This is a genomic window from Sorangium sp. So ce145 (genome assembly GCF_051525985.1).
Taxonomy (GTDB): Bacteria; Myxococcota_A; Polyangia; order Polyangiales; family Polyangiaceae; genus Sorangium; species Sorangium cellulosum_B.
The window spans coordinates 1961151-1985333 of record NZ_CP150315.1 but is presented as its reverse complement, the minus strand read 5'-3'; the positions used below and the strand labels follow the sequence as shown (position 1 = coordinate 1985333).

20 protein-coding genes are annotated in these 24183 nt (G+C 70.8%); 8 read left to right on the top strand and 12 right to left on the bottom strand.

Going from position 1 to position 24183, the window contains the following annotated elements; all coding sequences use genetic code 11:
• Positions 1–35: 35 nt before the first annotated feature.
• Entirely contained in the window at positions 36–1430 is a 1395-nt protein-coding gene (locus tag WMF34_RS07510) for an ATP-binding protein (protein WP_437992858.1), read from the bottom strand.
• Positions 1431–1454: 24 nt separating this feature from the next.
• On the opposite strand from WMF34_RS07510, the gene WMF34_RS07505 reads away from it, so the two are divergent.
• Entirely contained in the window at positions 1455–2000 is a 546-nt protein-coding gene (locus tag WMF34_RS07505) for a response regulator (protein ID WP_044964237.1), read from the top strand.
• 95 nt (positions 2001–2095) lie between these two features.
• Here WMF34_RS07505 and WMF34_RS07500 read toward each other — a convergent pair whose 3' ends face one another.
• Together WMF34_RS07500 and WMF34_RS07495 are read right to left on the bottom strand one after the other, a co-directional pair.
• On the bottom strand, positions 2096–3154 hold the full coding sequence (locus tag WMF34_RS07500; RefSeq protein ID WP_012234051.1) for an ABC transporter substrate-binding protein: 1059 nt from the start codon (positions 3152–3154) through the stop codon (positions 2096–2098).
• 22 nt (positions 3155–3176) lie between these two features.
• Positions 3177–4361, bottom strand: coding sequence for an MFS transporter (locus WMF34_RS07495; RefSeq protein ID WP_012234050.1), 1185 nt, complete (start codon positions 4359–4361; stop codon positions 3177–3179).
• 384 nt (positions 4362–4745) lie between these two features.
• On the opposite strand from WMF34_RS07495, the gene WMF34_RS07490 reads away from it, so the two are divergent.
• From WMF34_RS07490 to WMF34_RS07480, 3 genes are all read left to right on the top strand, one after another.
• Entirely contained in the window at positions 4746–5222 is a 477-nt protein-coding gene (locus WMF34_RS07490) for a hypothetical protein (RefSeq protein WP_157906509.1), read from the top strand.
• 134 nt (positions 5223–5356) lie between these two features.
• Complete coding sequence (gene otsB / locus WMF34_RS07485; protein WP_437992857.1) at positions 5357–6163, top strand: trehalose-phosphatase; 807 nt, start codon at positions 5357–5359, stop codon at positions 6161–6163.
• A gap of 326 nt (positions 6164–6489) precedes the next feature.
• Entirely contained in the window at positions 6490–7260 is a 771-nt protein-coding gene (locus WMF34_RS07480) for a hypothetical protein (protein WP_437992856.1), read from the top strand.
• Positions 7261–7306: 46 nt separating this feature from the next.
• Here the strand turns inward: WMF34_RS07480 and WMF34_RS07475 are convergent, their stop codons facing one another.
• Positions 7307–8050 carry an SDR family oxidoreductase gene (locus WMF34_RS07475; protein WP_437992855.1) on the bottom strand — a complete coding sequence of 248 codons (744 nt, stop codon included), beginning with the start codon at positions 8048–8050 and terminating at the stop codon, positions 7307–7309.
• A 73-nt stretch (positions 8051–8123) separates the two neighbouring features.
• Here WMF34_RS07475 and WMF34_RS07470 point away from each other — a divergent pair, with 73 nt between their 5' ends.
• The 4 genes from WMF34_RS07470 (at position 8124) to WMF34_RS07455 (ending at position 13117) form a co-directional block, all read left to right on the top strand.
• Entirely contained in the window at positions 8124–9023 is a 900-nt protein-coding gene (locus tag WMF34_RS07470; RefSeq protein ID WP_012234045.1) for an AraC family transcriptional regulator, read from the top strand.
• Between the two features lie 213 nt (positions 9024–9236).
• A complete protein-coding gene (locus WMF34_RS07465) occupies positions 9237–10697 on the top strand; it encodes a serine/threonine-protein kinase (RefSeq protein WP_437992854.1) in 1461 nt (486 codons plus the stop codon).
• Positions 10698–10755: 58 nt separating this feature from the next.
• A complete protein-coding gene (locus WMF34_RS07460) occupies positions 10756–11775 on the top strand; it encodes a hypothetical protein (protein WP_437992853.1) in 1020 nt (339 codons plus the stop codon).
• 10 nt (positions 11776–11785) lie between these two features.
• Positions 11786–13117 carry a hypothetical protein gene (locus tag WMF34_RS07455; protein WP_437992852.1) on the top strand — a complete coding sequence of 444 codons (1332 nt, stop codon included), beginning with the start codon at positions 11786–11788 and terminating at the stop codon, positions 13115–13117.
• A gap of 94 nt (positions 13118–13211) precedes the next feature.
• On the opposite strand, the gene WMF34_RS07450 is transcribed toward WMF34_RS07455, so the two are convergent.
• From WMF34_RS07450 to WMF34_RS07415, 8 genes are all read right to left on the bottom strand, one after another.
• On the bottom strand, positions 13212–14420 hold the full coding sequence (locus tag WMF34_RS07450; protein ID WP_437992851.1) for a PAS domain-containing protein: 1209 nt from the start codon (positions 14418–14420) through the stop codon (positions 13212–13214).
• Positions 14421–14647: 227 nt separating this feature from the next.
• On the bottom strand, positions 14648–15754 hold the full coding sequence (locus WMF34_RS07445) for a substrate-binding domain-containing protein (RefSeq protein WP_012234037.1): 1107 nt from the start codon (positions 15752–15754) through the stop codon (positions 14648–14650).
• 123 nt (positions 15755–15877) lie between these two features.
• Positions 15878–17143 carry a PAS domain-containing protein gene (locus tag WMF34_RS07440; protein WP_437992850.1) on the bottom strand — a complete coding sequence of 422 codons (1266 nt, stop codon included), beginning with the start codon at positions 17141–17143 and terminating at the stop codon, positions 15878–15880.
• A 506-nt stretch (positions 17144–17649) separates the two neighbouring features.
• Positions 17650–18006: a hypothetical protein gene (locus WMF34_RS07435; RefSeq protein WP_437992849.1), complete on the bottom strand. Its 357-nt coding sequence runs from the start codon at positions 18004–18006 to the stop codon at positions 17650–17652.
• On the bottom strand, positions 18003–20432 hold the full coding sequence (locus tag WMF34_RS07430; protein ID WP_437992848.1) for a TonB-dependent receptor plug domain-containing protein: 2430 nt from the start codon (positions 20430–20432) through the stop codon (positions 18003–18005). The genes WMF34_RS07435 and WMF34_RS07430 overlap by 4 nt, the downstream gene beginning before the upstream one ends.
• Positions 20433–21008, bottom strand: coding sequence for a YfiR family protein (locus WMF34_RS07425; protein ID WP_012234033.1), 576 nt, complete (start codon positions 21006–21008; stop codon positions 20433–20435).
• Positions 21005–21415: a response regulator gene (locus WMF34_RS07420; RefSeq protein ID WP_012234032.1), complete on the bottom strand. Its 411-nt coding sequence runs from the start codon at positions 21413–21415 to the stop codon at positions 21005–21007. Before WMF34_RS07420 ends, WMF34_RS07425 begins: the two co-directional genes overlap by 4 nt.
• Positions 21416–21419: 4 nt before the next feature.
• Entirely contained in the window at positions 21420–23645 is a 2226-nt protein-coding gene (locus WMF34_RS07415; protein ID WP_437992847.1) for a HAMP domain-containing protein, read from the bottom strand.
• Positions 23646–24183: the final 538 nt, after the last annotated feature.

Sequence of the window (24183 nt, the reverse complement as noted above, 5' to 3'; positions counted from 1 at the left end):
CTTGCCACCCCGTCGGCGCGCCGCGGGCTCCGCCGTCACACAGGCGCTTCGAGCAGCTCGATGGTGACCTTCGCGCCGCCTTCCGGGAGGTTGGCGCGCAGGACGAGCCCACCGCTCGATTCCACCATGCCGGCCACGAAGCCGAGCCCCTGTCCGGACCCGCCCGGCTTCGGGCTCGGCGTGTCGTGGAACCCGGGGCCGTCGTCCTTCACCTCGATGGCCACCCGTCCGCCGCCCAGCGGGCGCGCGTCCAGCGTCACGCTGGACGCCCCGCGCTCGCCCGTCCCCTCGCACGCGTTGACGAGGAGGTTGAGGAGCACTCGCTCCAGCACGTCGTGCCCCCCCGCGAAGAGGACCGCGGTGCGCTCCGCGCGCTCCGTGACGTCGACCTTCACCGCCTGGTAGCGCCGCCGGACGACCCGGAGCGCGCCGCGGGTCGCCTCGCCGATCTCGGCGGGGGCCGTCGCGCGCAGCGCGTCGAGCTCGCGCATCGTCCGATCGCGGATGTGCCCCATGGTCGAGGCGACATCCTCGATGCTCTCGCGGAGCTGCTCCAGCTTCCGCAACATGCGCTCGGCGCTCGCGGACTCGACCCGAAGGAGCTCGCGCCGGAGGAGATCGGTGTCGATGAGGGCGGCCGAGAGCGAGGTCTTCACGTCGTGGTGCTCGTGCAGCATGACGCTCAGGTTCCGCTGCGCGCGCTCGGCGCGCAGCGTGGATTGCGCCCCGAGCTCGACGACGCGGACCGTGCGCTTCGTGACGAGGAGCGCCGCGCTGGCGGCCGTCAGGAGCAGGAGGAAGAACAGCGACGCCGGCGCCCAGAAGTGGCCGTGGTGGCCGCCGTTCAGCGCGCGGTCGAGCACGATGAGCACGAGCGCGGAGAGCGCGTTCGCCGCCGTCGCGAGGAGCACCGCCCGGCGGACGAGCCGGAATGCGCTCACGGACACCGTGATGAGGAGCGCGGCCATATCGGGCAGGTGCAAGATTCCCGGGTAGCCGTCCCAGGGCCAGAGCACGTTCGGCAGCAGCGCCAGAAAGCACAGGAGCGCGTCGAGGCCGACCGAGACGAGGATCAGGTGAGGAGGGGCATCGGCCCTCCGGCTCCGCCACCACACGTACAGCGAGGCGACAACCGCGCCGAGGAGCAGCGGAACCTCGATGAGCGAGCGCGCGTGAGAGCCTGACGGCGCCAAACCCCCGACGGCGAGGAACCGCGCGAGGAGGGCCGCGCAGAAGACGCTCCGCGCGATCGAGGCGGTGCGCTCACCCCGCAGCGCCTCGCGCGTGATGAGGGCGTCGAGCTGCGCGCCATTTGACAGCGCCGACACGGCCGACAGCGCCGACACGGCCGACAGCGCCGACACGGCTGACGCTGCCGACGCCGCCGGGAGGCTGGCCAGCTCCGCCCTCTTGAGACTATGCGCCCCCATGAACCGGGGGCATTCTACCATACGATGTTACGCTGGCTGGTCGTGGAGGACGACGCGAGGCTCAGGCGCGCGCTGCACGAGGCGCTCGAGGCGCGCGGCGCCGAGGTCGTCGCGTGCGCGTCGGTGGCCGAGGCGCACCGCGCGCTCGCGGACGGGGCGTTTCAAGGCATCATCGCCGACGTGATGCTCCCGGACGGGAACGCCGTCGACGTCGTTGAGCGGGCCATGACCTGCGCTGTCGCGCCGACGATCGTGGCCATCAGCGGCTCGGCGAGCCCGGCCGTCTCGTTCCGGCTCGCCCAGATGGGGGTGCGCTCGTTCCTGGCGAAGCCGCTGCGCCTCGAGGAGCTGGAGCGCACGATCGACGACGCGCTGGCCCGGCCGCCCGATCTCCGGCCTCAGGTGCGCGCGGCGGTGGGGCGGGCGTCGATCCAGGACGTCGAGGAGCAGGTGCGCACCGTCATGGTCGACGAGGCGCTCGCGCGCGCCGGGGGAAACCGCCGGAAGGCGGCAAAGCTCCTGAACATCTCGCGCCAGCTGCTCCAGCACATCCTCCGGCGGCGATCGTAGGAGAGGCCAGCGCCGCCGCGCGCGGGCCGTGAACCACGGCAAATTCCTCCTCTACCGCAGGCGGTGGCGAGCGGGAGGCGCCGCGGCCGGCGCCGTCACTGCCCCTGTGTCGCCGCGAACGGGTTGAGCTCGTTCGTGAACAGGTCCTCGGCCTTGATCTGCCCCGCCTCGAGGTCGCCGTCCTTCACCAGCCAGTCGATCCAGATCTGGTATTCCCCGGCCGACAGGAGCCCGCCTTTGCCGGCGACGCCCAGGCTGGTCCAGTACTTCACGAGCGACGCGTCCTCGTTGCGCCCCCGCCGCTCGATGATGCGTTGCAATCGGGCCACCACCTCCTCGCGCGGCGTGCTCCGGGCCCACTCGATGGCGCGCGCCGCGGCCTCCACGAACTTGCGGGCGCTGTTCGGGCTCTCCTTCAGGAATCGCTTGCTCATCACGTAGCTGCCGGCGGTGAGCTCGCCGAACAGCTCGTGATCCGAGAACAGGGCCCGGACGCCGCCGCGCTCCAGCGCCTTGTCGCGCAGGATGTCGCCGAGGACGGCGACCTCCACCTGCCCCTGTCGAAGCGCCTGCTCCGCGCTCACCGGCGGCAGCACCACCAGCGTGACCTGCGCGATCTCGTTGCTCGTGAGCCCCTGCCGCGACAGGTACTCTTTCAGCATCAGCTCGTGGTGCGCGCCCAGCGTGTTCATCGCGACCTTCTTGCCGATCAGGTCCCGCGCCGCCTGGATGGGGCTGTCCTCGGTCACGTAGAAGCCGCTCCACCGCTTCGCGTCGATCCCGTAGCCGCCCACCACCGCCCGGAGCGGCGCCCCGGCGGCGATCAGCTTGATCACCGCGCCGTTGAACGCCTGCCCGAGATCGGTGTCTCCGGTGACCACGGTCTGGATGTCCTGCGGCCCGCTGATCGTGTTGCCGACGTAGCTCAGCTTGATCGGGGCGAGGTACCCCAGGTCCTCCGCCAGCTCGGGCACCGAGACCATGCCCGAGAACCCCTGATAGCGCAGCTCCTGCACCTCGTAGTCGCCGGCGGCGCCGTCGCCGCTGCCGGGGCCTCCCTTCGAGCAGGCCGCGAGCGCGAGCGCGGCGCAGAGGGCCGCCGCGAGCCTGCGGCGCGTCGTGGCGATCGAAGATGGCTTGTCGAGCTCTCGCATGGTGGTCGTCTCTTTTCGGCCGTTACTCGGCGGCGGCGGGCTCGGCGGGCGCGGGGCTCGCCGCCGCCGCCGCGCTGGACGTCCTGCGCGCCGCGGCGAGGAGCAGGCCGAAGAACACGGACAGGAGCAGGAACATCGTCTGGAGCCCCAGGCTCCGGCCCAGGAGGCCGCCCACGGCGCTGCCGAACAGGCCACCGGACGGCCCCACGAGCGCCTGCAAGCCGGCCACCTTGCCCCGCCCCGCCCGCGCGCCGATGCGGGCGATGCGGGTGAGGTTCGCGATCTGGAGGATGCCGAGCCCGAGGCCGAGCAGCAGGCCGCCGGCCCGCAGCGGCGTGAGATCGCGCGAGAGGCCGAGCAAGAGGAGCGCGCTCGGGACGAGGACCAGACTCGCGAGGTAGACGCGCTCGTGCCCCACCCGGCCCACGAGGCCCCCCAGCGCGAACAGCGCGAAGATGAAGGTCACGCCCTGCCAGGCCAGGAGCCCCGACGCCTCGGCCGCCGTCAGGTGGGCGACGGTGACGCCGATGGGGATGATGAAGAACATGAAGAACGAGTTGATCGACTGGGCCGCAAACTCGATCAGGCACACGCTGCGCAGCTCGACGTCCTGCGCGAGCAGGGCGAGGTCGGAGCGGACGCCGGAGAGGCGGAGCGAGCGAGGGTGCGCGGGCCGCGCCGTGTAAGGGCCGAAGACGATCGGCGACATGAGCACGGTGATCAGGAACGAGAGCCCGATGAGCCGGTACGTGCCCGAGAAGCCGAGCGCCTTCGTGAGGCTGGCCGCGAGCATGGGGCCGAGCAGGAACATGCCGACCATATGCGTGCCGCGGTACCAGCCGGCCTTGCCCTCGCCCACCGTCTCGAGCTGCTGCATGAACACGGTGCTCAGCGAGACGAAGCGCATCGGCATGAAGAAGCTGATCGCCGTCGTGAAGGCCAGCAGGAACACCGGAGACGGGACCGCCGGCAAGGCCATGTAGAGCGACCCGGCCACGAGGCTCCCCAGCACGAACAGCCGCGAGGGCCCGAGGTGATCCACGAGGAGCCCGATGGGGATGCTCATCAGGAGCACCCCGACGCTCTGCGATCCGGAGATCAGCCCGAGCAGCGCCTCGTTCGCCCCGAGCTCCAGCGCATACAGCGTCGTGCTCACCTTGGCCACGCCGACGCTGAGGCCCATGACCGAGGACAGCGCCGCGAACACCAGCAGGAAGCGGTTCTTGTCGATGAAGGAGCGCAGTTGGACCTCGGCGCACGGCGCGGATCAAGCCTGTTGATCCGCGCCGGCGAACACCCGCGGTCAGCAACCCCCATGCCGCGCCGGAGCGGGCCGGAACGCGGGGCCGGGGGCTCCCGCGCTGCTGCCGTGGCAGCAGCGGGTGGTGATCCGGTGCCCCGGCGCGAGCAGGCGCGCGCTCGAGCGACCCCGCGACGTTGGACCGCTACGACGGCGCGACGGCGCGACGGCGATCCAGCGGCCAATAAACAAACCAGGCGCGCGCGCGCGCCGCCGGTAGCAGGTTTTGCGCGGGACCGCCCGCGCTTTGTTGTTGCCCTCGTCATTTCGAGGGTGGTACTGGTGCAAGGCATGAAATTCTCTGCGATTCATGCATTGATCGCCGCGTGTGCGCTCTGTTCCACGGCCGCTTGCTCGTGGCAGCCGTATGGCGAGGTCCGCGTCGTGAAGCGGACGAAGGTCGGCGGCGAGCTCGCGATCCTGGGCGATCGCGAGGTGGCCATGCAGAAGGCGAGCCAGACGATGGCCACGACCTGCGGCGGACCCGAGAGCTACGAGATCGTCGAAGAGGGCGAGACCGTGGTCGGGGAAGAGTCCGTGTCGGAATCCAGCGAGCGCCGCGAGAAGGATTTCTTCGGGCCGAAGAAGCGGAAGCAGGAGAGCACACACACGGTCCAGAAGACCGAGTGGCGCGTGAAGTACGAGTGCAAGCCGGACGAGCCGGCGGCCGCCGCGGAGGGGTCGCCCGCGGGTGACGCCGCGCCCGCGGAGGCCACCGAGGGCAAGACCGAGGGGCGCCGCGTGCACGAGGTGATCATCCGGTTCTGACGCGCATCTCCGCGCGTGGCGCGCGGCGGCGACCTGTCCGTCGTCGAGCAGCAAAGCCGGTCACAGGGTCGCTCCCGGTCGCGCCGGCTTTGCCATCGTGCTCCTGGCCTGCCCAGTGGTACATCTGGTGCAGCATGGACGTTCTTGAATTGGTCGAGCGCGCGGCAGCCGCACCGTCATTGCTGCTCGCGACGGACTTCGATGGGACAATCGCCGAGATCACCTCGGTCGCGGGCGGGGCGGTGGCGGCGCCGCGCGCCCTCGGGGCGCTGGAGGCGCTCTCGCGGGCGCCGGGCACGACCGTGGCGATCGTCACGGGGAGGACGATCCAGGACGTCGCGGCGCGCACCGCGGCGCTCGGCGCGGTGTGGCGCGTCGGCGAGCACGGGGCGGAGATCGCGGCGCCGGGCGGGGAGCTCGTGTACCGGGCGGAGGCGCCGACCGAGGCGCTCGACGCCCTGGAACGCGAGGCGGAAAAGGCGGTGCGGCGGGTCCCTGCGCTCTGGATCGAGCGCAAGCGCTGCTCGCTCGCGCTCCACTGGCGGCTCGTCCCGGCGGAGGCCCGGCCGGCGGCGCTCGACGCGCTCGGGGCGTGGGCGGACGCGGCGGCGCGGCGCGGGTTCGTGGTCATGCGGGGGCGCAGCATCCACGAGGCCCGGGACGCCGCGCACGACAAGGGCCGCGCCCTCGCGTTCCTGCTGGCGCGGCTGCCGCCGGGGACGCTGGTGGTCTATGCGGGCGACGACACGACCGACGAGCCGGCGATCGCCCATGCCCGGGCGATCGGCGGCGTGGGCGTCTACATCGCCTCGTCCGAGCGGCCGGACACCGCGGTCGAGCCCGACCTGACGCTCGATGGCCCCGGGGCGTGGATCGCGTTCCTCGCGGCGCTCGCGGCGCGGCGCGGCGGCCAGATCGGCGAGGCGCCGCGCCTCGCCTGAGGGACGGACTCAAGTTCTCCGTTCTTGCACGTCAGAGAGAAGATCAGGAGAAGCGGTGTTGCGTGCGCCGCGCGCGGAGCACGGATGTACGGCGGGCAGATGCGGTGGGGTGGTGAGCCGGACGGCGGCGACGCGCCTCGAACGGAGCGCGGGCCCACCTGCGAGCTCCGCCGCCAGCAAACCGAGCGCGCCGTTCGTCCATGGCCGCTCCAAAGAAGAAGTCTGATTAGCGGGTGAGCTGGACCGACAGTAGAGTTCGGCGCATGTGGACATTTCACATCTCAGCACGTCCGCTCCGCCGCGCGAGCCGCGTGCAGGCGACATCGGTGCCGCTGTGCCTCGTCGTCGCGCTGGCGGGCTGTTCGCCCAAGGCCCGCAGCTTCCAGGGCTCCGGCGGCGCCGGCGCCGACGGCGACGGGGATCAAGGGGTCGGGGCCGGTGACCCCGGCGGTGGCTGGGACGGAGAGGCCCCTGCGTGCGCGGCCGAGACGCAGGCGACCGACTGCGACGATGACAATCCATGCACCGCGGACGCGTGCACCGCAGGCGCGTGCGTCAACGTCCCGCTCGACGGCGTGCCGGCCCTGCCGTCCGGGCAGATCGCGGGCGACTGCCAGATCCTCACCTGCGCTGCGGGGCAGCCGTATCCTGCGCCGGACGACGCTGACGCCGAAGACGACGGCGACCCATGCACGAGCGACGGGTGTCGGCGAGGGGTCGCCACGCACGTCGTGGCCGCAGGCTCGCCGTGCGGCCAGGGCCGCGTCTGCGACGCAGCGGGCGCGTGCAGGGGCGCGAACGGCCGGGCGTGCGGCGGGCCGAGGGATTGCGCGAGCGGGAAATGCGTCGACGGCGTCTGCTGCGACACCGCTTGCCACGAGACCTGCATGGCCTGCAACGTCGAGCGGTCGGTCGGCACGTGCTCGCCCCTCGGCCCCGGAGTCGAGGACGAGCCGGGCTGCGCGCTGGACGACAAGGTCTGCGATGGCGCGGGCGCTTGCAAGCTGGCGCCCGGCCGGCGGTGTCATCGACACGAGAGCTGCGCGAGCGGCGTCTGCCGCGGGAGCGGCCGCTGCGGCGAGTTCCCGGAGGAATGAATCTCCATCGTTCCCGTCGATCGCGACCCCGACACCGCGTTGTCGCTCATCTGGCCCCAGCCAGCGCCACCGCGTCGGGACCGGCCGGGAAGCGGAGCTGCCCTGACGCGTCGTTCGCCGCGCGCCACACCCCTTCGGCCACGTCGGACTCGCTCGTCACCAGCGCCGGCTGCCCGAAGGAGGCGAAGATGCGCTGCGCGAGAGGCGCGTAGGCGTCGGGGATCAGGCCTTCCATGCGGGGTCCTCCGTTGCTCGTGAAGCGCGTCGTCGGGCCGTAGCCCGGCTCGACGAGCTTCACGCGCACGCCGAAGGCCTCGAGCTCGAACGCGAGCGACGCGGTGAACCCTTCGATGGCCATCTTGCTCGCGGTGTACACCGCGACCAGCGGCATCGGCGCGAGCGTCGCGCTCGACGTCACGTTCACCACCACGCCCGATCGCCGCGCGCGGAGCTGGGGCAGCACGGCCTGCGTCATCGCCATCACGCCAAACGTGTTGGTCTCGAACACCTCGCGCACCGTGGTCATCGGCGTGGGCTCGAAGGCGCCCATGAGCCCGATGCCGGCGTTGTTCACGAGAACGTCGATGGGCCCGCTCGCCTCGAGCGCGGCCGCGATGCTCTCGGGCTTCGTCACGTCGAGCGCGATCACCCGCATCCGGTCCGACCGAGGCAGCACGTCCTCGCGCGGCGTCCGCATGGTGGCGACGACGTTCCAGCCCTGCGCGTGGAAGTGGCGCGCGGTCTCGAGTCCATATCCAGAGGAGCAACCCGTGATGAGCACAGTGTTCATGAGGGGAAGATAGCGACGGCGCGCTGGACTATCTATCATTGGTAGTCCACGTTTCATTTGCTAGAGTCCGGACATGAACGACCCGCTCTCGGAGGTCATCGCGCTGCTCCAGCCGCGCGCCGTGTTCTCGAAGCGCATCAGCGGCGCCGGTCGCTGGGGGGTCCGCTACGCGGACTTCGGCCAGCCGAGCTTCTGCGCGGTGCTGGAGGGCAGCTGTCGTCTCGCCGTCGACGGCGAGCGCGCCCTGACGCTCGAGGCGGGCGACTTCGTGCTCCTGCCGGCGACGCCGGGGTTCACCCTGTCGGGCTTCGAGCCGGTGAGGCCAGAGCGCATCGACCCGAAGGTGACGCCCGCGCCGACGGGCGAGGTCCGCCACGGCACGCGCGGTGGGCGCCCGGACGTGCGGCTGCTCGGCGGCTACTTCCTCTTCGACTCGCCTGACGCGGCGCTGTTCGTGTCGCTGCTGCCAGCGGTGTTGCACGTGCGCGGCGTCGAGCGCCTCTCGGTGCTTGTGCGGCTCGTGGGCGACGAATCCAACGAGCAGCGATCGGGGCGCGACCTCGTGCTCACGCGGCTCGTGGAGGTGCTGCTCATCGAGGCGCTGCGGTCGAGCTCGGCGGAAGACGCGCCTCCGGGGCTCCTGCGCGGGCTGGCCGATCCGCGGCTCGCGCCGGCGATACGGCACATGCACGCCCAGCTCGCGCGCTCGTGGACGGTCGCCCAGCTCGCCAGGACCGCGGCCCTCTCACGCTCGGCGTTCTTCGAGCGCTTCACCCGCACCGTGGGCCTGCCGCCCATGGAATACCTGCTCGCCTGGCGCATGGCCGTCGCGAGGGATCTGCTCCGCCGCCACGATCTCGGGATCGCCGAGGTCGCGGAGCGCGTCGGCTACGGCTCGGCGAGCACCTTCAGCACCGCGTTCAGCCGGCACGTGGGCCAGCCTCCGGGTCGCTACGCGCGCGGGGTAGCATGAAGATGTCCAATCAACGGCTGCCCAGGCGGCCATGACGGGCCTCCCGCGCGCGACGTGGGCGTTTCAGGACGCGGCACGATGAGCGCGCTTGCCCTCATCGTGTTCGGCCTGAGCGGGTGGGTTCACTACGACGCTCTCGTGATCTCGCCGGCCCGCGCGAGCCCATCAAGCGACGCTTGACCTCCCGAAGCGGCTGAGACCTCATGGCAAGCCATGATCGAAGCCCCGGTCCGGCCCGGCGACGTCGTGGCGGGCAAGTACCGCGTGGAGCGTCTGCTCGGCGCGGGGGCGGTGGGGGTCGTCGTCGCGGCGGTCCACGTCGAGCTCGGCCAGCGCGTCGCCATCAAGTTCATGCGCTCGGCCCAGCATGTCACGGCCGACGCGCGCGCGCGCTTCTTGCGCGAGGCGCGCGCGGCGGTGCGGCTGCGCAGCCAGCACGTCGCCCGCGTGTTCGACGTCGGCACCCTCGAGAGCGGCGCGCCGTACATCGTCATGGAATTCCTCGAAGGGCGTGATCTCGCCGCGCTGCTCAAGGAGAGTGGGTGTCTCTCGCTCGACGACGCCGTGGAGTACGTTCTTCAGACGTGTGAAGCCGTCGGCGAGGCGCACGCCGCCGGGATCGTGCACCGCGACCTCAAACCGGCGAACCTCTTCGTCACGCAGGACGTCAGCGGCGCGCCGTGCATCAAGGTCCTCGACTTCGGGATCTCGAAGATCAGCGGCGCGGATCTCGCCCTCACAGACGACGACCAGCAGCTCGGCACCCCCTACTACATGTCGCCCGAGCAGATGAGCTCGCCGAAGGATGTCGACGCGCGCAGCGACGTCTGGGCGCTCGGCGTCCTCTTGTACGAGCTCATCGCCGGGCAGACGCCATTTCACGCGGAGACCATGGCGGAGTTCTATTGGCGCATGCTCGCGGCCAAGCCCACGCCGCTCCACGAGCGCCGGAGCGACGTGCCGCCGGAGATCGACGCGGTGATCCAGCGTTGTTTGATGCACGATCGCGAGCAGCGCTGGAGCGACGTCGCAGCGTTCGCCGGCGCCCTCGCGCCTCACGCGCCCGCGCGAGCGCCGAGCTATCCGGAGCGGGTCTCGCGGGTGCTCTCCATGTCGCGGTCGTCTTCGCCGGGAGGCAAAGACACGCCGGAGCCGCGCCGCGTGGAAGCCTCCTCGCCGCCGGCCAGCGACGGCGCAGCAAGGTCGATCGCGCCGCGCCCGCCGGATGCCATGGCGGAAGCAGCGCCCGCCGCGTCCTGGCCCCACAGAGCCTTATCGCCCTTCGTTGTGCTGATGTCGAAGCCGCGCTATCGGGCTCCCCTGCTCCTCGGCGGGGCGTTCTTCGCGGGCGCTGCGGTGGCGGTGATCGCCTGGGGGGGGCAGGATGGGGGGGGGCAGGAGCGGGCGCGATCCCCGGCGCCAACAGACCGGCCCGCTGCCTCTTCCGGCGCGCCGAGCGCCGCCCCCTCCGCGCCCGTTGACCCCCAGGCTCCCCCCTCCGCGCCCGCCTCTCCCGCCGCGAGCGCGACAGCGCAGGCGGAGCCCACCTCGTCTTCGCCGGCGGCGACGGCCACGCGGAAGGCGACGAAGCCCTCCCCGCGGGCGAAGCCCCCGGCCAAGGACCTTCTTGCCCCGAAGCCTGAGCCGGCGTTCTCGTACGACGAGCGTCGCTAACCCTGGGACAACGGCGAGGCGTGCCGATATAATGGGATCGGTGCGTGGCCCAGGACCGATGCGTGTGAAGCGCAGCATCATCGCGGCAAGCGCGCTGATTCTATCGTTATCGCTCGCGCCGCGCGCGCTCGCGGACCCGACCGCCGAGGACCGGGCGGCCGCCGATGTGCTCTTCCGCGAGGGGCGCGAGCTCGTCAAGCAGGGCAGCTACGCTCTGGGATGCTCGAAGCTCGTCGCCAGCCAGAAGCTCGACCCAATGGCCGGGACGCTGCTCGCCCTGGCGGATTGCTATGAGCTCAATGGCGAGACGGCGAGCGCCTGGGTGACCTTCAACGACGCCGAAGCGATGGCGCGCAAAGCGGGCGATGGGCGGCGCTCGAAGGAAGCGGGGCGGCGGGCGGGCCTCCTCGAGCCGCAGCTCTCGAGGCTCGTCATCGAGGTGGCGCCGGAGGCCCGGGTCGAGGGGCTCGAGGTGCGGCGCAACGCGAAGCCGCTCGATGCGGCGATGTTCGGCTCGGCGATCCCGGTCAATCCGGGCGAGCATGCCATCGCGGCGGCGGCGCCTGGCAAAAAGGCATGGAGCACGAAGGTGGTCGTCGAGCCGAAGCCAGGGCAGAGGACGGTGCGCGTCCCTCTGCTCGAGGACGCGCCCGCGGAAGGGCCGGGAGCGCCCGCGCCTGCGGTCACGAGCGCCGCGCCCGCGGCGAGCTCGTGGAGCGCGCAGCGGACCGTTGGGCTCGTGCTGGGCGGGGTGAGCTTGGCGGGGATCGCGGTAGGCGCTGTGTTCGGTGTCGAGACGCTCTCGAAGATGGGCGAGGCGCGCAACCAGCACGGGTGTACCGACGACGACCCTCCCCGTTGTGACGCCGAGGGGGTCAAGCTCCATCAGGACGCCAACACGACGGCCAACATCTCCAATGTGGCGTTCGCGGCGGGAGGCGCGGCCCTCATCACAGGCCTGGTCGTGTTCCTGACCGCGCCATCGAGCGACGCCGCGCCGGCGACGGCGCTGGAGGTGCGCCTTGTGCCTCCGGCCCGGGCGGGAGCAGCGGGGCTGTCGTTGCGAGGTAGCTTTTGAGATGCGAGAGATGCGACCATGGAGGCTCGTCATCGTCGGCGGAGCATTGCTCGCCGCCGGCTGCCAGATCATCGCGGGCGTGCGCGCCGACGCGGAGCTGAACCAAGGAGGCGACGGCGGCCAGGCGTGCGGCGCTTCTTTCGAGTGCCCGAGCGGCGTCTGCCAGGACGGCGTCTGCAGGCCGGCCGAGGCGAAGTGCGCGCTCGACCTCGAGCCGTTCGACATCCTCACGTACGACGACCTCCGCGGCCATGAGATCGACACCTCCTCGCTCGTGCTGGCAAGCGGACCCGATCGCGTATTTGTCTCGATCATCGACAAGACGGCCAGCCGCCTCGTGATCGGGACGGTGCACGAGCTCGGGGAGCCAGCCGGGTCGAAGGCGGAGTTCCCCTTCACCGACGGCGCGGCGTTCGTCACCGGCCGCGAATCGGGAGGGCAAGTCATCCTCCAGGGCAGGGTGGGGTACGAGATCGGGCAGCTCGTCTTCCCCACGACCGCCGACGGCGTCTCGTCCGAGGGGACGTTCCAGCGGTTTCCCGCGCTCGCACCGGAGTGTTCGAGCCCCAATGTGGCAGCGTCCATGGCGTTCGTCCAGGCGGGCGATAACACCCTTTACGCGGCGACCTGCGCGGCGCCGGGCGGCTCGACGCGAGCGCTCGTCGTGGGTGGCTCGGCCGAGCCTGCGCCGACCCTGGTGGCCCAGGGCCCACGTACCGATGCCTCGCTCAACGTTCACTACTACACCGTCACGAACGGCCAGCACCTCCTCCTGTTGGATGACAAGGCGACCGGCGAAGCGTTCTTCAGAACGGGCGCCTCTCGCGCCGATCTCGGCGTGGCGCACCAGATCCAGTTCAGCCCGTCTCCCGACGAGGTGGAGTCATTCTTCGGGGCGTTCCCGCTGCCCGAGGGCGATGGCGTCACGCTGTTGATCGTGCACCTCGTCCCTCCGCCGAGGCTCGCCCTCTCGGCGGAGGTAGGCGTCGTAAGGGACTTCCTGTCGCTCGGACAGGTTCCCCCGCCCGGCTTTGTCCCTGTCTTCAAGCTCCAGAACGTGAACCAGTACAACCCCCCGGGCCCCGTCGCGAGCGACGGCGAAAACGTGTATCTGACGCTGGTGCCGCCCCCTGGAAAGAGCGTGAGCCTGGGCTGGTTCACGCGAACAGGGGAGAACGTTCTCCCCAACCAGCCTGTCTTCGCCCTTCCGGACGGCAGCAGCGCGCAGATCCTCGGCTCGACCGTCGCGCAGCTCGGCGTGAAGCTGCTCGTCGCCTGGATCGAGCAGCGCGACGGTGCCTACGCCGTGCGCGGCCAGCGGCTCATCTGCACGCTGCAATGACGCGCCGACCGGCGCGGCCCGCTCGAGCGACCCGCTGGTCGGCAGGCGCCCGCGCTGCGGGGCGAAGCGCCTGGTGGCGCGGGGCGCCGAGCTGTCACGTTCGCTTCAGCGCGTACGCGATGCCGCTCCGCAGCGTCCCCGCCGTGACCAGGCCCCGCAGGTCGACGTCGAGTTCGATGAGCGTCTGCGCGATCGCCGGCTGGATGCCGGTGAGCACCACCTGCGCGCCGAGCAGCCCGACCGCGCGCGCGGCGTGCACGAGCATCTCGGCCACCTGGACGTCCACCGCCTTGACCCCGGTGATATCGATGATCGCGATGCGGGCCGAGTGCCTCTCCACCCCCTCCAGCAGCGTCTCGATGATCCGGCTCGCCCGCGCGCCGTCGAAGAAGCCGATGAGCGGCATCACGAGCACCCCCTCGGCGATCGGCAACAGCGGCGTCACCAGCTCACGTATCGTGTCCTGCTGCGCCGCGATCAGCTCGTCCCGCGCCGCCTCCCGCTCGCGCTCCGCCGCCTTGACCCGCGTGATGTCGACAGAGATACCGGCGACCGCGCCCTCCGGGATGCCCTCACCCCAGACAGGGAACTTGATCGAATAGAACGTCTTCTCGCCTCGGGCGTCAGGGACGGGATCCTCGGCCTCGAGCGGGGCGCCGTTCCTGCGCACCAGGTCGTCGACGTCTTTGTAAATAGACGCAACTTCCGCTGGAAAGAAGTCGCTGTCGGTCTTTCCAAGCATGCTGCCCGGGGTCGCCCCGACGAGCGTCTCCACCGAGCGGCTCACCAGGAGAAAGGCGCCTTCCCCGTCCTTTGCATACATGAGGATCGGCGCGTGATCACAGAACGTCGCGAGCAGCGCCTCGCTCCTGTGGAGGCGCTGCTCGCGGCGCTTTCGCTCTGTCACGTCCTCGGCCGACAGGAAGATCTCGCGCGCACCGCCATCCTCGCTGCGCGCGAAGACCTCCGCGCGCACCGCGAAGATGCGCTCGTCTCCCTCGCGGCCTCGCGCCCGGAGCTCGCCCTCGATCACCTCGCCGTCCCGCGCCCTCTTCAGCCGCTCCGCGCTCGCGGCGAGGCCGGCCATGTCGTCCGGGTGGATCCGATCCAGGAGCGCCTCGACGCCGCGTGTCGAGAGCTCTTCGTCCGTACAGCCGAGCGAGCGGGCAAGGGCAGCGTTGTGCGCGATGAGCCGCCGCTCGTCGAGGCCCACGACACACAGGATCGCCGGCGCCGCGTCGAGCATCCTCTGGGTTCGCGCGCTGAGCGCGTCCTGCTGCTCCTTGGCCCTGGTCTCGTTCATCGCGGCAGGCCTCTCCTCATGGTGGCTCCTTCCAGGCCCGACGGCGGACGCGCGGACCAGAGCTCGACCCATGATAGCCACGGCGCGCGCGCGGCGAAACCGAAGACGCGGCGCCGCCTGCCTGTCGCGGCCGGCCGGCGCGGCGCAGCGGGCTAGCTTACCCCGCGCAAGCGACGATCGTGGCGCGCGTCACGCATTGCAGCCTGCCGTGCTGAACAACACCGGGCTCAGGGGAGCAAGCTGCACTTCGACAGGGGCGTCCGGTAGTCCATCGCCTGGGTGTTGCGCTCGAACTCCTCCAGGTTGTTCGGACAGACGACGTACCAGCCAGCGTCGGTGAAGGCGCTCACTTGCCGGTCGGTGGTGGCCAGATCGTACGCGAGCATGACGGTATCGTAGCCCCAGCCGAACAGCTTCTGGCCGAGGAGCACGTCCACGTACCCCGCGCGCATGCGATCCATGTACTCCGGCAGCGTGTCGAACGCCACCGAGTGAATGGTCTTCTCCTTCGCTCTCGCGGTGAGCAGCGGCGCGTTCGCCTCGAGGTCGGGCTCGCCGAGGAGCTTGCTGTAGGAGAAGAAGAAGCCCGTGATCTCCGGGTCTCCATCCAGGGCGGCATTCGCGGTACTCGCGCAGAAAGGGTCCGCGTAGTCGCAGCACACGCAAGGGAGGTTCACGACGTTCTTCATGTCCGGGTACTTCTTCAGCGCCTCGGAGAAGCCGGCGAGCCGGTCGATGAAGGTCCCCGCGGGGGTGGGGGTGTAACCTCCGTCACCGTCCTCATCCATCATCGTCTGATAGGCGATCTTGCCGGTCTTCCCGTTGATGGTCGCGAGCGCATCCATGAGGAACGCGGCGGCGGCCTTGTTGTCCATGCCGTAGTAGGTGTGGCGCTTGCTGTCCGGAGCGTCGCCGCCGTACGTGACGACCTTGATGCCGGCGTCCACCGCCTTGTTGATGAGGCCGTTCTCGCATTCCCCGCTGAAGACATCGACGGAGATCGCATCCACCTTCATGTCGATGACCTCTTGCAGCACGTCCATCTGCGGCCGGGCGAGGTAACAGGCGTCGTCGGGGTCCAGCGGCTTGCCGTCGTCCGTGAGCTCCGGACATTCAGGGTCCAGGATCATCACGTTGACCGGCCGCGCGCTCGTCGTCGACAGCTCGCTCTGCGCCTGTGCGGCGCCCGCGCGACCCAGATCGTGGAACCGATTGCACTTGCTGTGGGTGATGTAAGCGATGGTCAGCGGCGCTTCCGCCGCGCTCTCGCTCGAGCTGCAGGCAAGCACGCTGGTCGCCAGAAGGATGCCCCCCAAAACGGCGCGATGGTCCATGAATCCCCTCCTCTTCTCGATATTGCTCGACCCGTTTCACCGTCCCCTGACGGCTCAGCACGGCTGTGCGCGCGCCGACATCCGGGACCCCCTGCGATGGCGCGCGCTCAGCGCGCCCCGCCCTCATTCGCGGCGCGCGTGGCGCGCCTCCTGCCCCCCGCGAGCTTGCCCGACCGGAACCGCATACGCGATGCCGCTCCGCAACGTCCCCGCCGTGACCAGGCCCCGCAGGTCGACGTCGAGCTCGATGAGCGTCTGCGCGATCGCCGGCTGGATGCCGGTGAGCACCACCTGCGCGCCGAGCAGCCCCACCGCGCGCGCGGCATGCACGAGCATCTCCGCCACCTGGACGTCCACCGCCTTGACCCCGGTGATATCGATGATCGCGATGCGGGCCGAGTGCCTCTCCACCCCCTCCAGCAGCGTCTCGATGATCCGGCTCGCCCGCGCGCCGTCGAAGAACCCGATGAGCGGCATCACGAGCACCCCTTCGGCGATCGGCAACAGCGGCGTCACCAGCTCCCGTATCGTGTCCTGCTGCGCCGCGAGCAGCTCGTCCCGCGCCGCCTCCCGCTCGCGCTCCGCCGCCTTGACCCGCGTGATGTCGACAGAGAACCCGGCGACCGCGCCCTCCGGGACGCCCTCGCCGCGGAGGGGGAACTTGATCGTGTACAGGGTCCGATCGCCCTGGGCCTGCGGGACGATCTCCTCGGCCTCGAACGGAGCGCCATTCCTGCGCACCAGGTCATCGACATCTTTGTAAATAGAAGCAACCTCCGGCGGACAGAAGTCGCCATCGGTCTTTCCGAGCATGCTGCCCGGGGTCGCCCCGACGAGATCCTCCATCGAGCGGCTCGCCAGGAGGAAGGCGCCGTCACGGTCCTTCGCGTACATGAAGACAGGGGCGCGGTCGCAGAGCGCCGCGAACAGCGCGTCTCTCCTGGGACCGCCCTGCTCGCGGCGCTTCCGCGCTGTCACGTCCTCGGCGAAGACGACGACCTCGCGCGCGGCGCCGTCGTCCCCTCGCGTGAAGACCTCCGCGCGCACGGCGAAGAGTCGCTCCTCTTGCCCTCCCTCGATGGTCCGCGCCCGCAGCTCGCCTTCGACGACCCCGCCGTCGCGCGCCGCGGCGAGCTCGGCCGCGCGCGCGGCGAGGCCGGCGAGATCGTCGGGGTGAATGCGCGCCGAGAGCGCCTCGACGCCCCGCGAGAGGAGCTCTTCTCCCGTGCAGCCGAGCGCCCGGACGAGCGCGGCGTTGTGCCCGGTGAGCCGCGGTCCCGCGAGGTCCAGGACACACACGATCGCCGGCAAAGCATCGAGTATCCGCTGGGCTCGCGAGGTCGTCGCGCCCTGCGTCCGGCTGGCCTCGGTCTCATTCATCGCGGGCATCACAGGAACTTCCATCGAGCGCTTTCTGCCCGGTCAGGGCAAGAGGTCGCACTTCGTCAGAGGCGTCCGGTCGTCCTGAATGCCTTCAGACAGATCTCGATAGCGCACGATCCCCCTCCATGATGGCGCTACAACGGTCTTGAGCGACCAACGGGTTGAAGCCGCATGCAGAACGGCGAGAAATTGAACCGCCAAGGCGCCAGGAGACGCCAAGAAAAACATAGAATCTTGGCGTCTTCTGGCGCCTTGGCGGTCCACTTCTCTGGTTCCAGCCTGATCGGCGCTCCAGCTCGGCTTCATTATTACGACTAAGTGAAACGAAATCGACTGTCAATGCCTTTTCCGTCCTCGTTCATGACGATGCCGACCGTGGCAGTTCCAGCAGGAGAGCATGCCAGTCACAAGTAGGGTGCCGTCGGAGATGACTCCACGGTGGACCATTCGGCCCCTCATCTGGCGGACAGGCTGACGCAATCGAGCGTCATGGAGCGAGAGAGCGACCGCAATCACAGCGCTACGCCGCCCGCGCCGCCCGCGCCGCCCGAGCCGCCCGAGCCCGCGGAGCCGCCGTCACCGCCCGCGCCGCCCCCGCCATCGGCGCTCGCTCCCGCGCCGCCTCCGCCATCGGCGCTCGCTCCCGCGCCGCCTCCGGCATCGGCGCTCGCGCCGCCTCCGCCAGCCCCGGTGGTCCCGCTCGCCCGAGAAGAGCTGGCGGAGACGCCCGTGTCGAAGCAGTTCGGGTTGTCGTCCTCGACGAAGCAGCCGACCTCGATGGGGTGGCCGACCTCGACGCAGCCCCCCGAAAGGAGGCCTGTCGCGGCCGACAAACGGAGGAGGAGCGCGGGAAAACGTGTGCTCTTCACGGTGAAGCTCCGTGGCTCGCGCGCCCGACGGTCGCGATGGAGGAGGGCCTGGCCGCCGCGGCCGGGCTGCCCGCGGCGGCGTCGTCGTCGAGGTGAAGCTCGATCCCGGCGAAGAGCGTGAGGCGGTTCTTCAAGGCAAAATCCGCGGTGGGGCCGCTCTCGACGAGGTAGCGCGGCTGCCCCTGGTTGGGCCCGACGACGTAGGGCTCATGGGCGGAGAACGCGTACTGCCCGCCGAGCGTGTACCCGGCGCCCTTCACCCCGGGTATCGCGCCCGTCACCGCCGCGCGGAGCTCGACCTGCGGCGGCACCTCGGGGCGAGGGGCGATGTTCGACGGATCACCGCCATAGTACGCCTGGTCGGCGATCCGCCGGCCCATGTAGGCGGCCGCCAGGGACACGGCGCCAGCGCCGACCTCGTACGATACGCGGGCGTTGCCGTACACCTGCGGCGCGACCGTGATGGGGACGTCGTCGCCGGTGCCGAACCGCGCGTTCCGGGTGATCTGCTCGGCGGACATGCGGCGTCGCGTCGCGGCGAACGTGGAGTTCACGCCGACGCGCAGCTTCCGCTCGAGGAAGCTCGTCTCGAAGCCGAGGTTCGCGCCGTAGTTCTCGATGCCTGGCACGTTGTTGTACCTCGAGACGCTGGGCGCCTTCGCCCTCAGGAGCTGGAGCTCGATGACGTCCCGCCAGTCCGAGTAGAAGCCGCCGGCCGTGAAGGAGTACGCGCCGCTCCGGAACGACGAGACCGCCTCCAGCGAGGAGACCTTCTCCGGCTTGAGGCCGTCCGGGTTCGGCAGGAGCCTGCCGCTCACGGTGTAGAGCTCGACGAAGCTGGGGGCGCGGAACGCGCTCGAATAGATGAGCTTGAGCGACACGCGCTCGTCCGGCGTGAGGATCAGCGCGGCGCGCGGCGAGATCGCGTTCGCCACGTACTCGAGCGGGATACGCGAGTCGAGGTCGACCCGGATCCCGGCGTTGAGCGAGAGGGGCCGGAACAGGCGGAGCGTCTGCTGCACATAGGCCCCGAGCGCGGCCTCGTCCTCGAGACGGTGTCCGCCGCCGTGCCAGCGCGTGCGCGCCGGGTCGGAGCCATAGCTCTTCCCCGTGAGCTCGTCGAACGCGACGAACTCGTAAGCCGACGTGCGGAGGCGCCCATCGAGGCCCGCCATGGTCGTGAAGGCGCCGTCGCCTGCCCAGTCGTACCGCGCCTGGAGCTCCAGCCCGACCCAGCGGGAGAGGAACAGCGCTTCCTTCCGGCAGGGACCGGACGGGCCGCGCGGGCACTGCTCCGGATCGAGCACGTCGAGCGGGACGTGCGGCACGAGCGGATCGTGGCCCACGACGTAGCGCGAGCGCTCGATCCGGCTGTACCCGAAGTACCCGCGCGCCACGCCCTCGATCCGCTCGCTCAGGCGGGCGCGATAACGCACGCTGGCCAGGACGAGCGACTGCGTGTTGTCGTTGCGGGCGTCGTCAAAGGCCCCGACGCGGTTCTCGTGGAGATCCATGAAGGGCGCGGCCCACGACGAGCGCGTCGCCTGCGCGACGGCGCTCAGGTCGCCGACGTCGAGGCGCACGAAGGCGCCTGCCTTGCGGCGAAACCACTGCTCTTCCACCGTGCCGCCCCAGAAGCCGGGCTCGGCGTGCGAGCCGAGATCCATGACGGACACGCCGTCCGCCAGGACCGGGAGCCGCTGCTTCGGGAAGCTCACCTCGGGCCCCTCGAAGCGGTGCACGTCGACAGCCGCCACAACGCCCGCGGGCTGCCCGAGCAGCGTGAAGCGGCGCCCGAAGCCGAGCGTCGCCGTGCCCTCACCCCCGACGCCCTCGACGGAAGGCGCCCTGATGCCGCCCGATTCGTCGAGCGGCGGCGACGCCCCGAGCGTCAGGGAGGCGCGGATGCCCTGGTGATCGGCGGCCTTCTTCGTGACGACGTTGATGACCCCGAGCATGGCCTGCGCGCCGTAGAGCACGGAGCCAGGGCCCAGGACCACCTCGATATGGTCGACGATCTCGATCGGGATATCGTGCAGGAAGACGGCGCCGCCGCCCTGCTCGTTCACGACCATGCCGTCGAGCACGATCAGCACGTGGCTGTTCGAGTCCCGGGTCAGGGCGACCCCGCGCGCGCCGACCTCCGGGACCGACATGCGGTCGTGCGCGAAGACGCCGCTCGCGAGGAAGGTGAGCGCGTCGGCGAGGCGCCGTATGCCGAAGAGCTTGAGCTGCGCGCCCGTGATCACCGACGACATGGCGGGCGCGTCGCTCTCGCGCTCCGCGGAGCGCGAGGCGCCGGACACGACGCTCTCTTCGAGGATCTCGAGGAGCGAGCCAACGTCCTCGGCCCGCGCCTCGCGCGGGGAGGCGGTCGACCACGCGAGCGACGCGGCGCAGATCAGTGCGAGACGGGTCGAGCTCACTCAGTAAATCCTTGCCAGTTTGAGGATGGGAGCGGGGAAGTCGATGTGCTGGGCCCGGGCCTGCGCGAGGTTGATGCTCATGCGCGGCTTGCCGTCCGCGACGTCGACGCCGAGCACGGCCCCCTGCGAGACATAGGGCTCCACGGCCGCGAAGCTCAGGATGCCCGTGTCCGTGAGCGCGCCGCGTATCGAGGCGACCTCCCTGCCGAGCCCCGAGGAGATGTACACGACGTTGATGTCGCGCGCGCGGCACGTCGCGGCGAGCTCGGACGCGCTCGAGTACTCGGCGCTCTCCACGCGGATCGGCTTGTCACGCACCTTGCCGATGTCGTTCAGCGCCCTCCTCATCTGGAGCGCGGCGCTCGCCGAGTCCGCGTCGCCGGCCCGAGAGAGCAAAAGGAAGGAGACCTGTCCCTTCACCCGCTCTGGAAAGCCCCTGTCGTACGGCAGGATGCGCGTGACGATCTCCGCTTGCACGGCGAAGGGCGCCGTCGCCGGCTCCGCCATGACATGGAATGGGGCGAGGGCGGCCGCGACGAAGAGGCCGAGCACGAGGGCGCGCCGGCGAGGTGTCATGTCTTGCGTTCCTTGCCGCGCGACAGCCCGGCGAGCTTGCGGATGCGGAGCGCCGCTTGCACCTGCGGCGTGAGGGCGAGAAGATCGCCTTTCCTGCTGAAGACGCCGTCGAAGCCGAGCTCCGCGTACCGCGATCCGGCCTCGGCGTCCGTGGTGTAGAGGTAGAAGAGCGGCGGCCTCTCGCCCTCGGGCACCGCGGCCTTGAGCGAGCGGAGGACGGCGGCGCCGTCGAGGCCCGGCATGAAGAAGTCGACGATGACGAGATCGCAGCCGCGCAGGTGACGGGCCGTGCCCACGAGCTGCGTCGTCGTGACCACCTCGTAGCCGGCGCTCGACAGCTCGACGCGGATCCGCATCAGCACGATCTCGCTGTCATCGATCACCAGGATGCGTCCGCCGTGTGACATCGAGTCATTCTCCGTTGCTGAGAGGGACAGCCTGGGGGCGGATCACGAACGCCGCGCCGGTCCGGCGCGACGCGTCCACCTCGATGAGCCAGCCGACCGAGAGGAGATCGGCGCGGACCGCGGAGAGGCCGATGCCGCGGCCCGCGAGGTCGCTCACGTCGCCCTTCGTGCTCACGCCGGGGGTGAACAGGAGCTCGCGCGTCCGGCGCAGATCCTTCGGATCGACGCCGGCGCTCGTCGCGAGGGCGTCGAAGTCGATGCCCTGACCGTCGTCCTCGACGAGGAGGGTGGGCAGCGGCCGGTCCTCGATGCAGCTCACGCGGATCACGCCGACCTCGGGCTTGCCCATCCGGGTGCGCGCGTCGGGGGGCTCGATTCCATGGGCGATCGCGTTCCGCACGAGGTGGAGGAACACGCCCGGCAGCAAGCGGGCGAGATCCGGAGGAATGGAAGCCTCGCGGCCGTCGATCTCGAGGCGGGCGCGCTTGCCCTCCCGCTCGGCCCAGCGGGGGACGCGCTCGAGGAGCGGCGCGAGCACCTCGCCGAACGGCCGGGCCGCGAGACGGCGGACGATCTCGGCGGCCTCGCCGCCCTGCGGGCCGACGAGCTCGCCCAGCCGGGTGACGTCCGTGCGGCGGACCGTGATCTGGTCGAGGATCGCGCTGCCCACGGGCGAGGCGTCGACGAACGTCTCCTGCGCGCGCGTGAGCTCGTCCGCGACGCGGGTGAGCCGCGAGCGCCACGACGCCGAGTGCCCCTCGACCGAGGGCCTGTCCTCCGAGCGCGAGCGCGCCTGGACCCTGGAGAGCTCGTCCTCGAGCGTCATGATCTCGTCCGCGAGGCGCTCCAGGTCGAACGACCGGGCCTCGCCCTTCATGGTGTGCAGCTGCTGCAAGAGCTCGTCGATGTCCGCGGGGCAGAGCTCCCCGCCGGGCCTCAGGATCTCGCTGCACCGGGCCACGCGCTCGCGCGAGATCTCGATGAAGCGGACGAAGACCTGGCCGCCGCCGGCGATGAGGCGGCGCATGGCGGCGATCTGGCGCGCGTGCTCCTCGTCCTTCGTCTTGACGCTCTCCGTGAGGCGCCTGAGCTCGGTCTGGTCGGTCGCGAGCAGCATGATGCGCGCGATCTTCCGGCCGGAGACGATGGGGCAGAACTCCAGCCGCAGGAACCTCCGGTCGCCCGGCGCGCGCTCGAACCACACCTCGCGCGGGGCGAGCTCGGCGACCTCCGGGAAGGCGTCGACCTCGGCGTCGAACGCCGCGTCGACCCACTGCCGGAGCGCCTGGCTCTCGACGCAGAGCGGCCCGCCGCGGTAGAGGAGCTCCGCGACGTGGTTGCCCTCCGCGGCGCGGTCGCCGAAGATCTGCCTGGCTTCTTTCGAGGCCTCGCTGCCCAGCCGGCCGTCGGGCCCGAAGGCCACGATGGCCTCGCGCATGTTGTCGAAGAGCTCGCGGAGGCTCTCCGTGGCCATCTCGAGCCTGCCCTCGCGCTCGAGGATGGCGGAGCTCATCGCGTTGAAGACGTCGGCGAGCCGGCCGAGCTCGTCGTTCGTGCGGACGTTCACGCGGACGGCGCGGTCCCCTTCCCCGACCCGCCGCGCGGCGTCGACGAGCCGCGAGAGCGGGCGCACGATCTGCCACCTTGCGAACGCGAGGAGCAGGAAGGCCGTCATCGCGCCGACGATGCCCGCGAACTCGAGGATGTTGCGGCGGGCCGCGGCGAACGCGGCGTTCTCGGGCTCGAGGGAGAAGACGAGGACGAGCGTCCCGAGGCGCCGCCCGTCGTCGCGCACGATCGGGCGGGCGACGCGTATCTCGCGCTCCAGCACCTGGTTCTCGGCGCCGCGCGCGGTGAACGCCGACAGGCCGCCTTCCGGCTGACCGATCTTGGCGACGGGCTCGGCGTCGCTGCCCCACGCGACCGCGGCGATGAGCGCGCGGTTCGACCGGAGCTGGTCGAGGTCGCCCTGCGCCGTGTCTCGATCGCCGAAATCGAGCGGCGCGGTCAGGGAGCCCGAGAGCAGATCCGCCATCATCGATGCGGCGTTCGCCTTCGCCGACACGAGATCATCTCTTGTCTTCTGGATCACCTGATTGGCGACCAGCACGGTGACGCTGGTGAGGACCACCACAGTCGCCGCGGCGAGCTTGACGCCGATGCCGAGGTGAACGCCGGAGCGCCGCCGGTGAGCCGCTGGGAGCCGGGAGACAGGGGCAGAGACCAGCATCACGCGATCGGGGCGGCAGGCCGTATCCGAGCCAAGGAATGGTCGAATCCAAGAGCGTGCGTCATCCGCGCCCCCCTCCACGGCAGAAGCGTCGCCAGGCGCACCATCGGAAGCACCCGAGGGACGAGGACAGGCGCATGGCGATGCCCTTCCGACCTCGACGGTACGTAGTTCATTTCATTTCTGCAACAGGATTTTCCTCGCGCACCGCCGATGTGGCTGTCCGCACGTCGCGTCATCGGCAACGGGTCCACGCGTCAACGGGTCCACGCGTCAACGGGTCACGCGTTCGGGTCGACCGGGTTACCGGTCACCAGCTACCCCGTCATCGGCCCGGCGGCCTGCTCCGGTCTTCACCGCTCCGCGCGGATGGCAAGGAGCGCGAGGGCTCGCTCGCCAAGCATGAAGGGGATTGTCGCGTTCGCCTCCCCTCGGGGGCTCCGCTCGTCCGTATCGAGCGGCTCGTCGCCGCCGCGGCGCCGTGACGTCGCGCGTCACTCCCGCGGCGGCGACGCTGCGGGATCGTGTAGGCTCGCGG

Bases quoted from the DNA above. Each gene is read 5' to 3' on its own strand.
- WMF34_RS07450 (WP_437992851.1), bottom strand. From the start codon at position 14,420: ATGAACGAGACCAGGGCCAAGGAGCAGCAGGACGCGCTCAGCGCGCGA.
- WMF34_RS07455 (WP_437992852.1), top strand. From the start codon at position 11,786: ATGCGACCATGGAGGCTCGTCATCGTCGGCGGAGCATTGCTCGCCGCC.
- WMF34_RS07440 (WP_437992850.1), bottom strand. From the start codon at position 17,143: ATGCCCGCGATGAATGAGACCGAGGCCAGCCGGACGCAGGGCGCGACG.
- WMF34_RS07500 (WP_012234051.1), bottom strand. From the start codon at position 3,154: ATGCGAGAGCTCGACAAGCCATCTTCGATCGCCACGACGCGCCGCAGG.
- WMF34_RS07425 (WP_012234033.1), bottom strand. From the start codon at position 21,008: ATGACACCTCGCCGGCGCGCCCTCGTGCTCGGCCTCTTCGTCGCGGCC.
- otsB (WP_437992857.1), top strand. From the start codon at position 5,357: ATGGACGTTCTTGAATTGGTCGAGCGCGCGGCAGCCGCACCGTCATTG.
- WMF34_RS07460 (WP_437992853.1), top strand. From the start codon at position 10,756: ATGCGTGTGAAGCGCAGCATCATCGCGGCAAGCGCGCTGATTCTATCG.
- WMF34_RS07465 (WP_437992854.1), top strand. From the start codon at position 9,237: ATGATCGAAGCCCCGGTCCGGCCCGGCGACGTCGTGGCGGGCAAGTAC.
- WMF34_RS07510 (WP_437992858.1), bottom strand. From the start codon at position 1,430: ATGGGGGCGCATAGTCTCAAGAGGGCGGAGCTGGCCAGCCTCCCGGCG.
- WMF34_RS07445 (WP_012234037.1), bottom strand. From the start codon at position 15,754: ATGGACCATCGCGCCGTTTTGGGGGGCATCCTTCTGGCGACCAGCGTG.
- WMF34_RS07420 (WP_012234032.1), bottom strand. From the start codon at position 21,415: ATGTCACACGGCGGACGCATCCTGGTGATCGATGACAGCGAGATCGTG.
- WMF34_RS07470 (WP_012234045.1), top strand. From the start codon at position 8,124: ATGAACGACCCGCTCTCGGAGGTCATCGCGCTGCTCCAGCCGCGCGCC.
- WMF34_RS07415 (WP_437992847.1), bottom strand. From the start codon at position 23,645: ATGCTGGTCTCTGCCCCTGTCTCCCGGCTCCCAGCGGCTCACCGGCGG.
- WMF34_RS07475 (WP_437992855.1), bottom strand. From the start codon at position 8,050: ATGAACACTGTGCTCATCACGGGTTGCTCCTCTGGATATGGACTCGAG.
- WMF34_RS07505 (WP_044964237.1), top strand. From the start codon at position 1,455: ATGTTACGCTGGCTGGTCGTGGAGGACGACGCGAGGCTCAGGCGCGCG.
- WMF34_RS07490 (WP_157906509.1), top strand. From the start codon at position 4,746: ATGAAATTCTCTGCGATTCATGCATTGATCGCCGCGTGTGCGCTCTGT.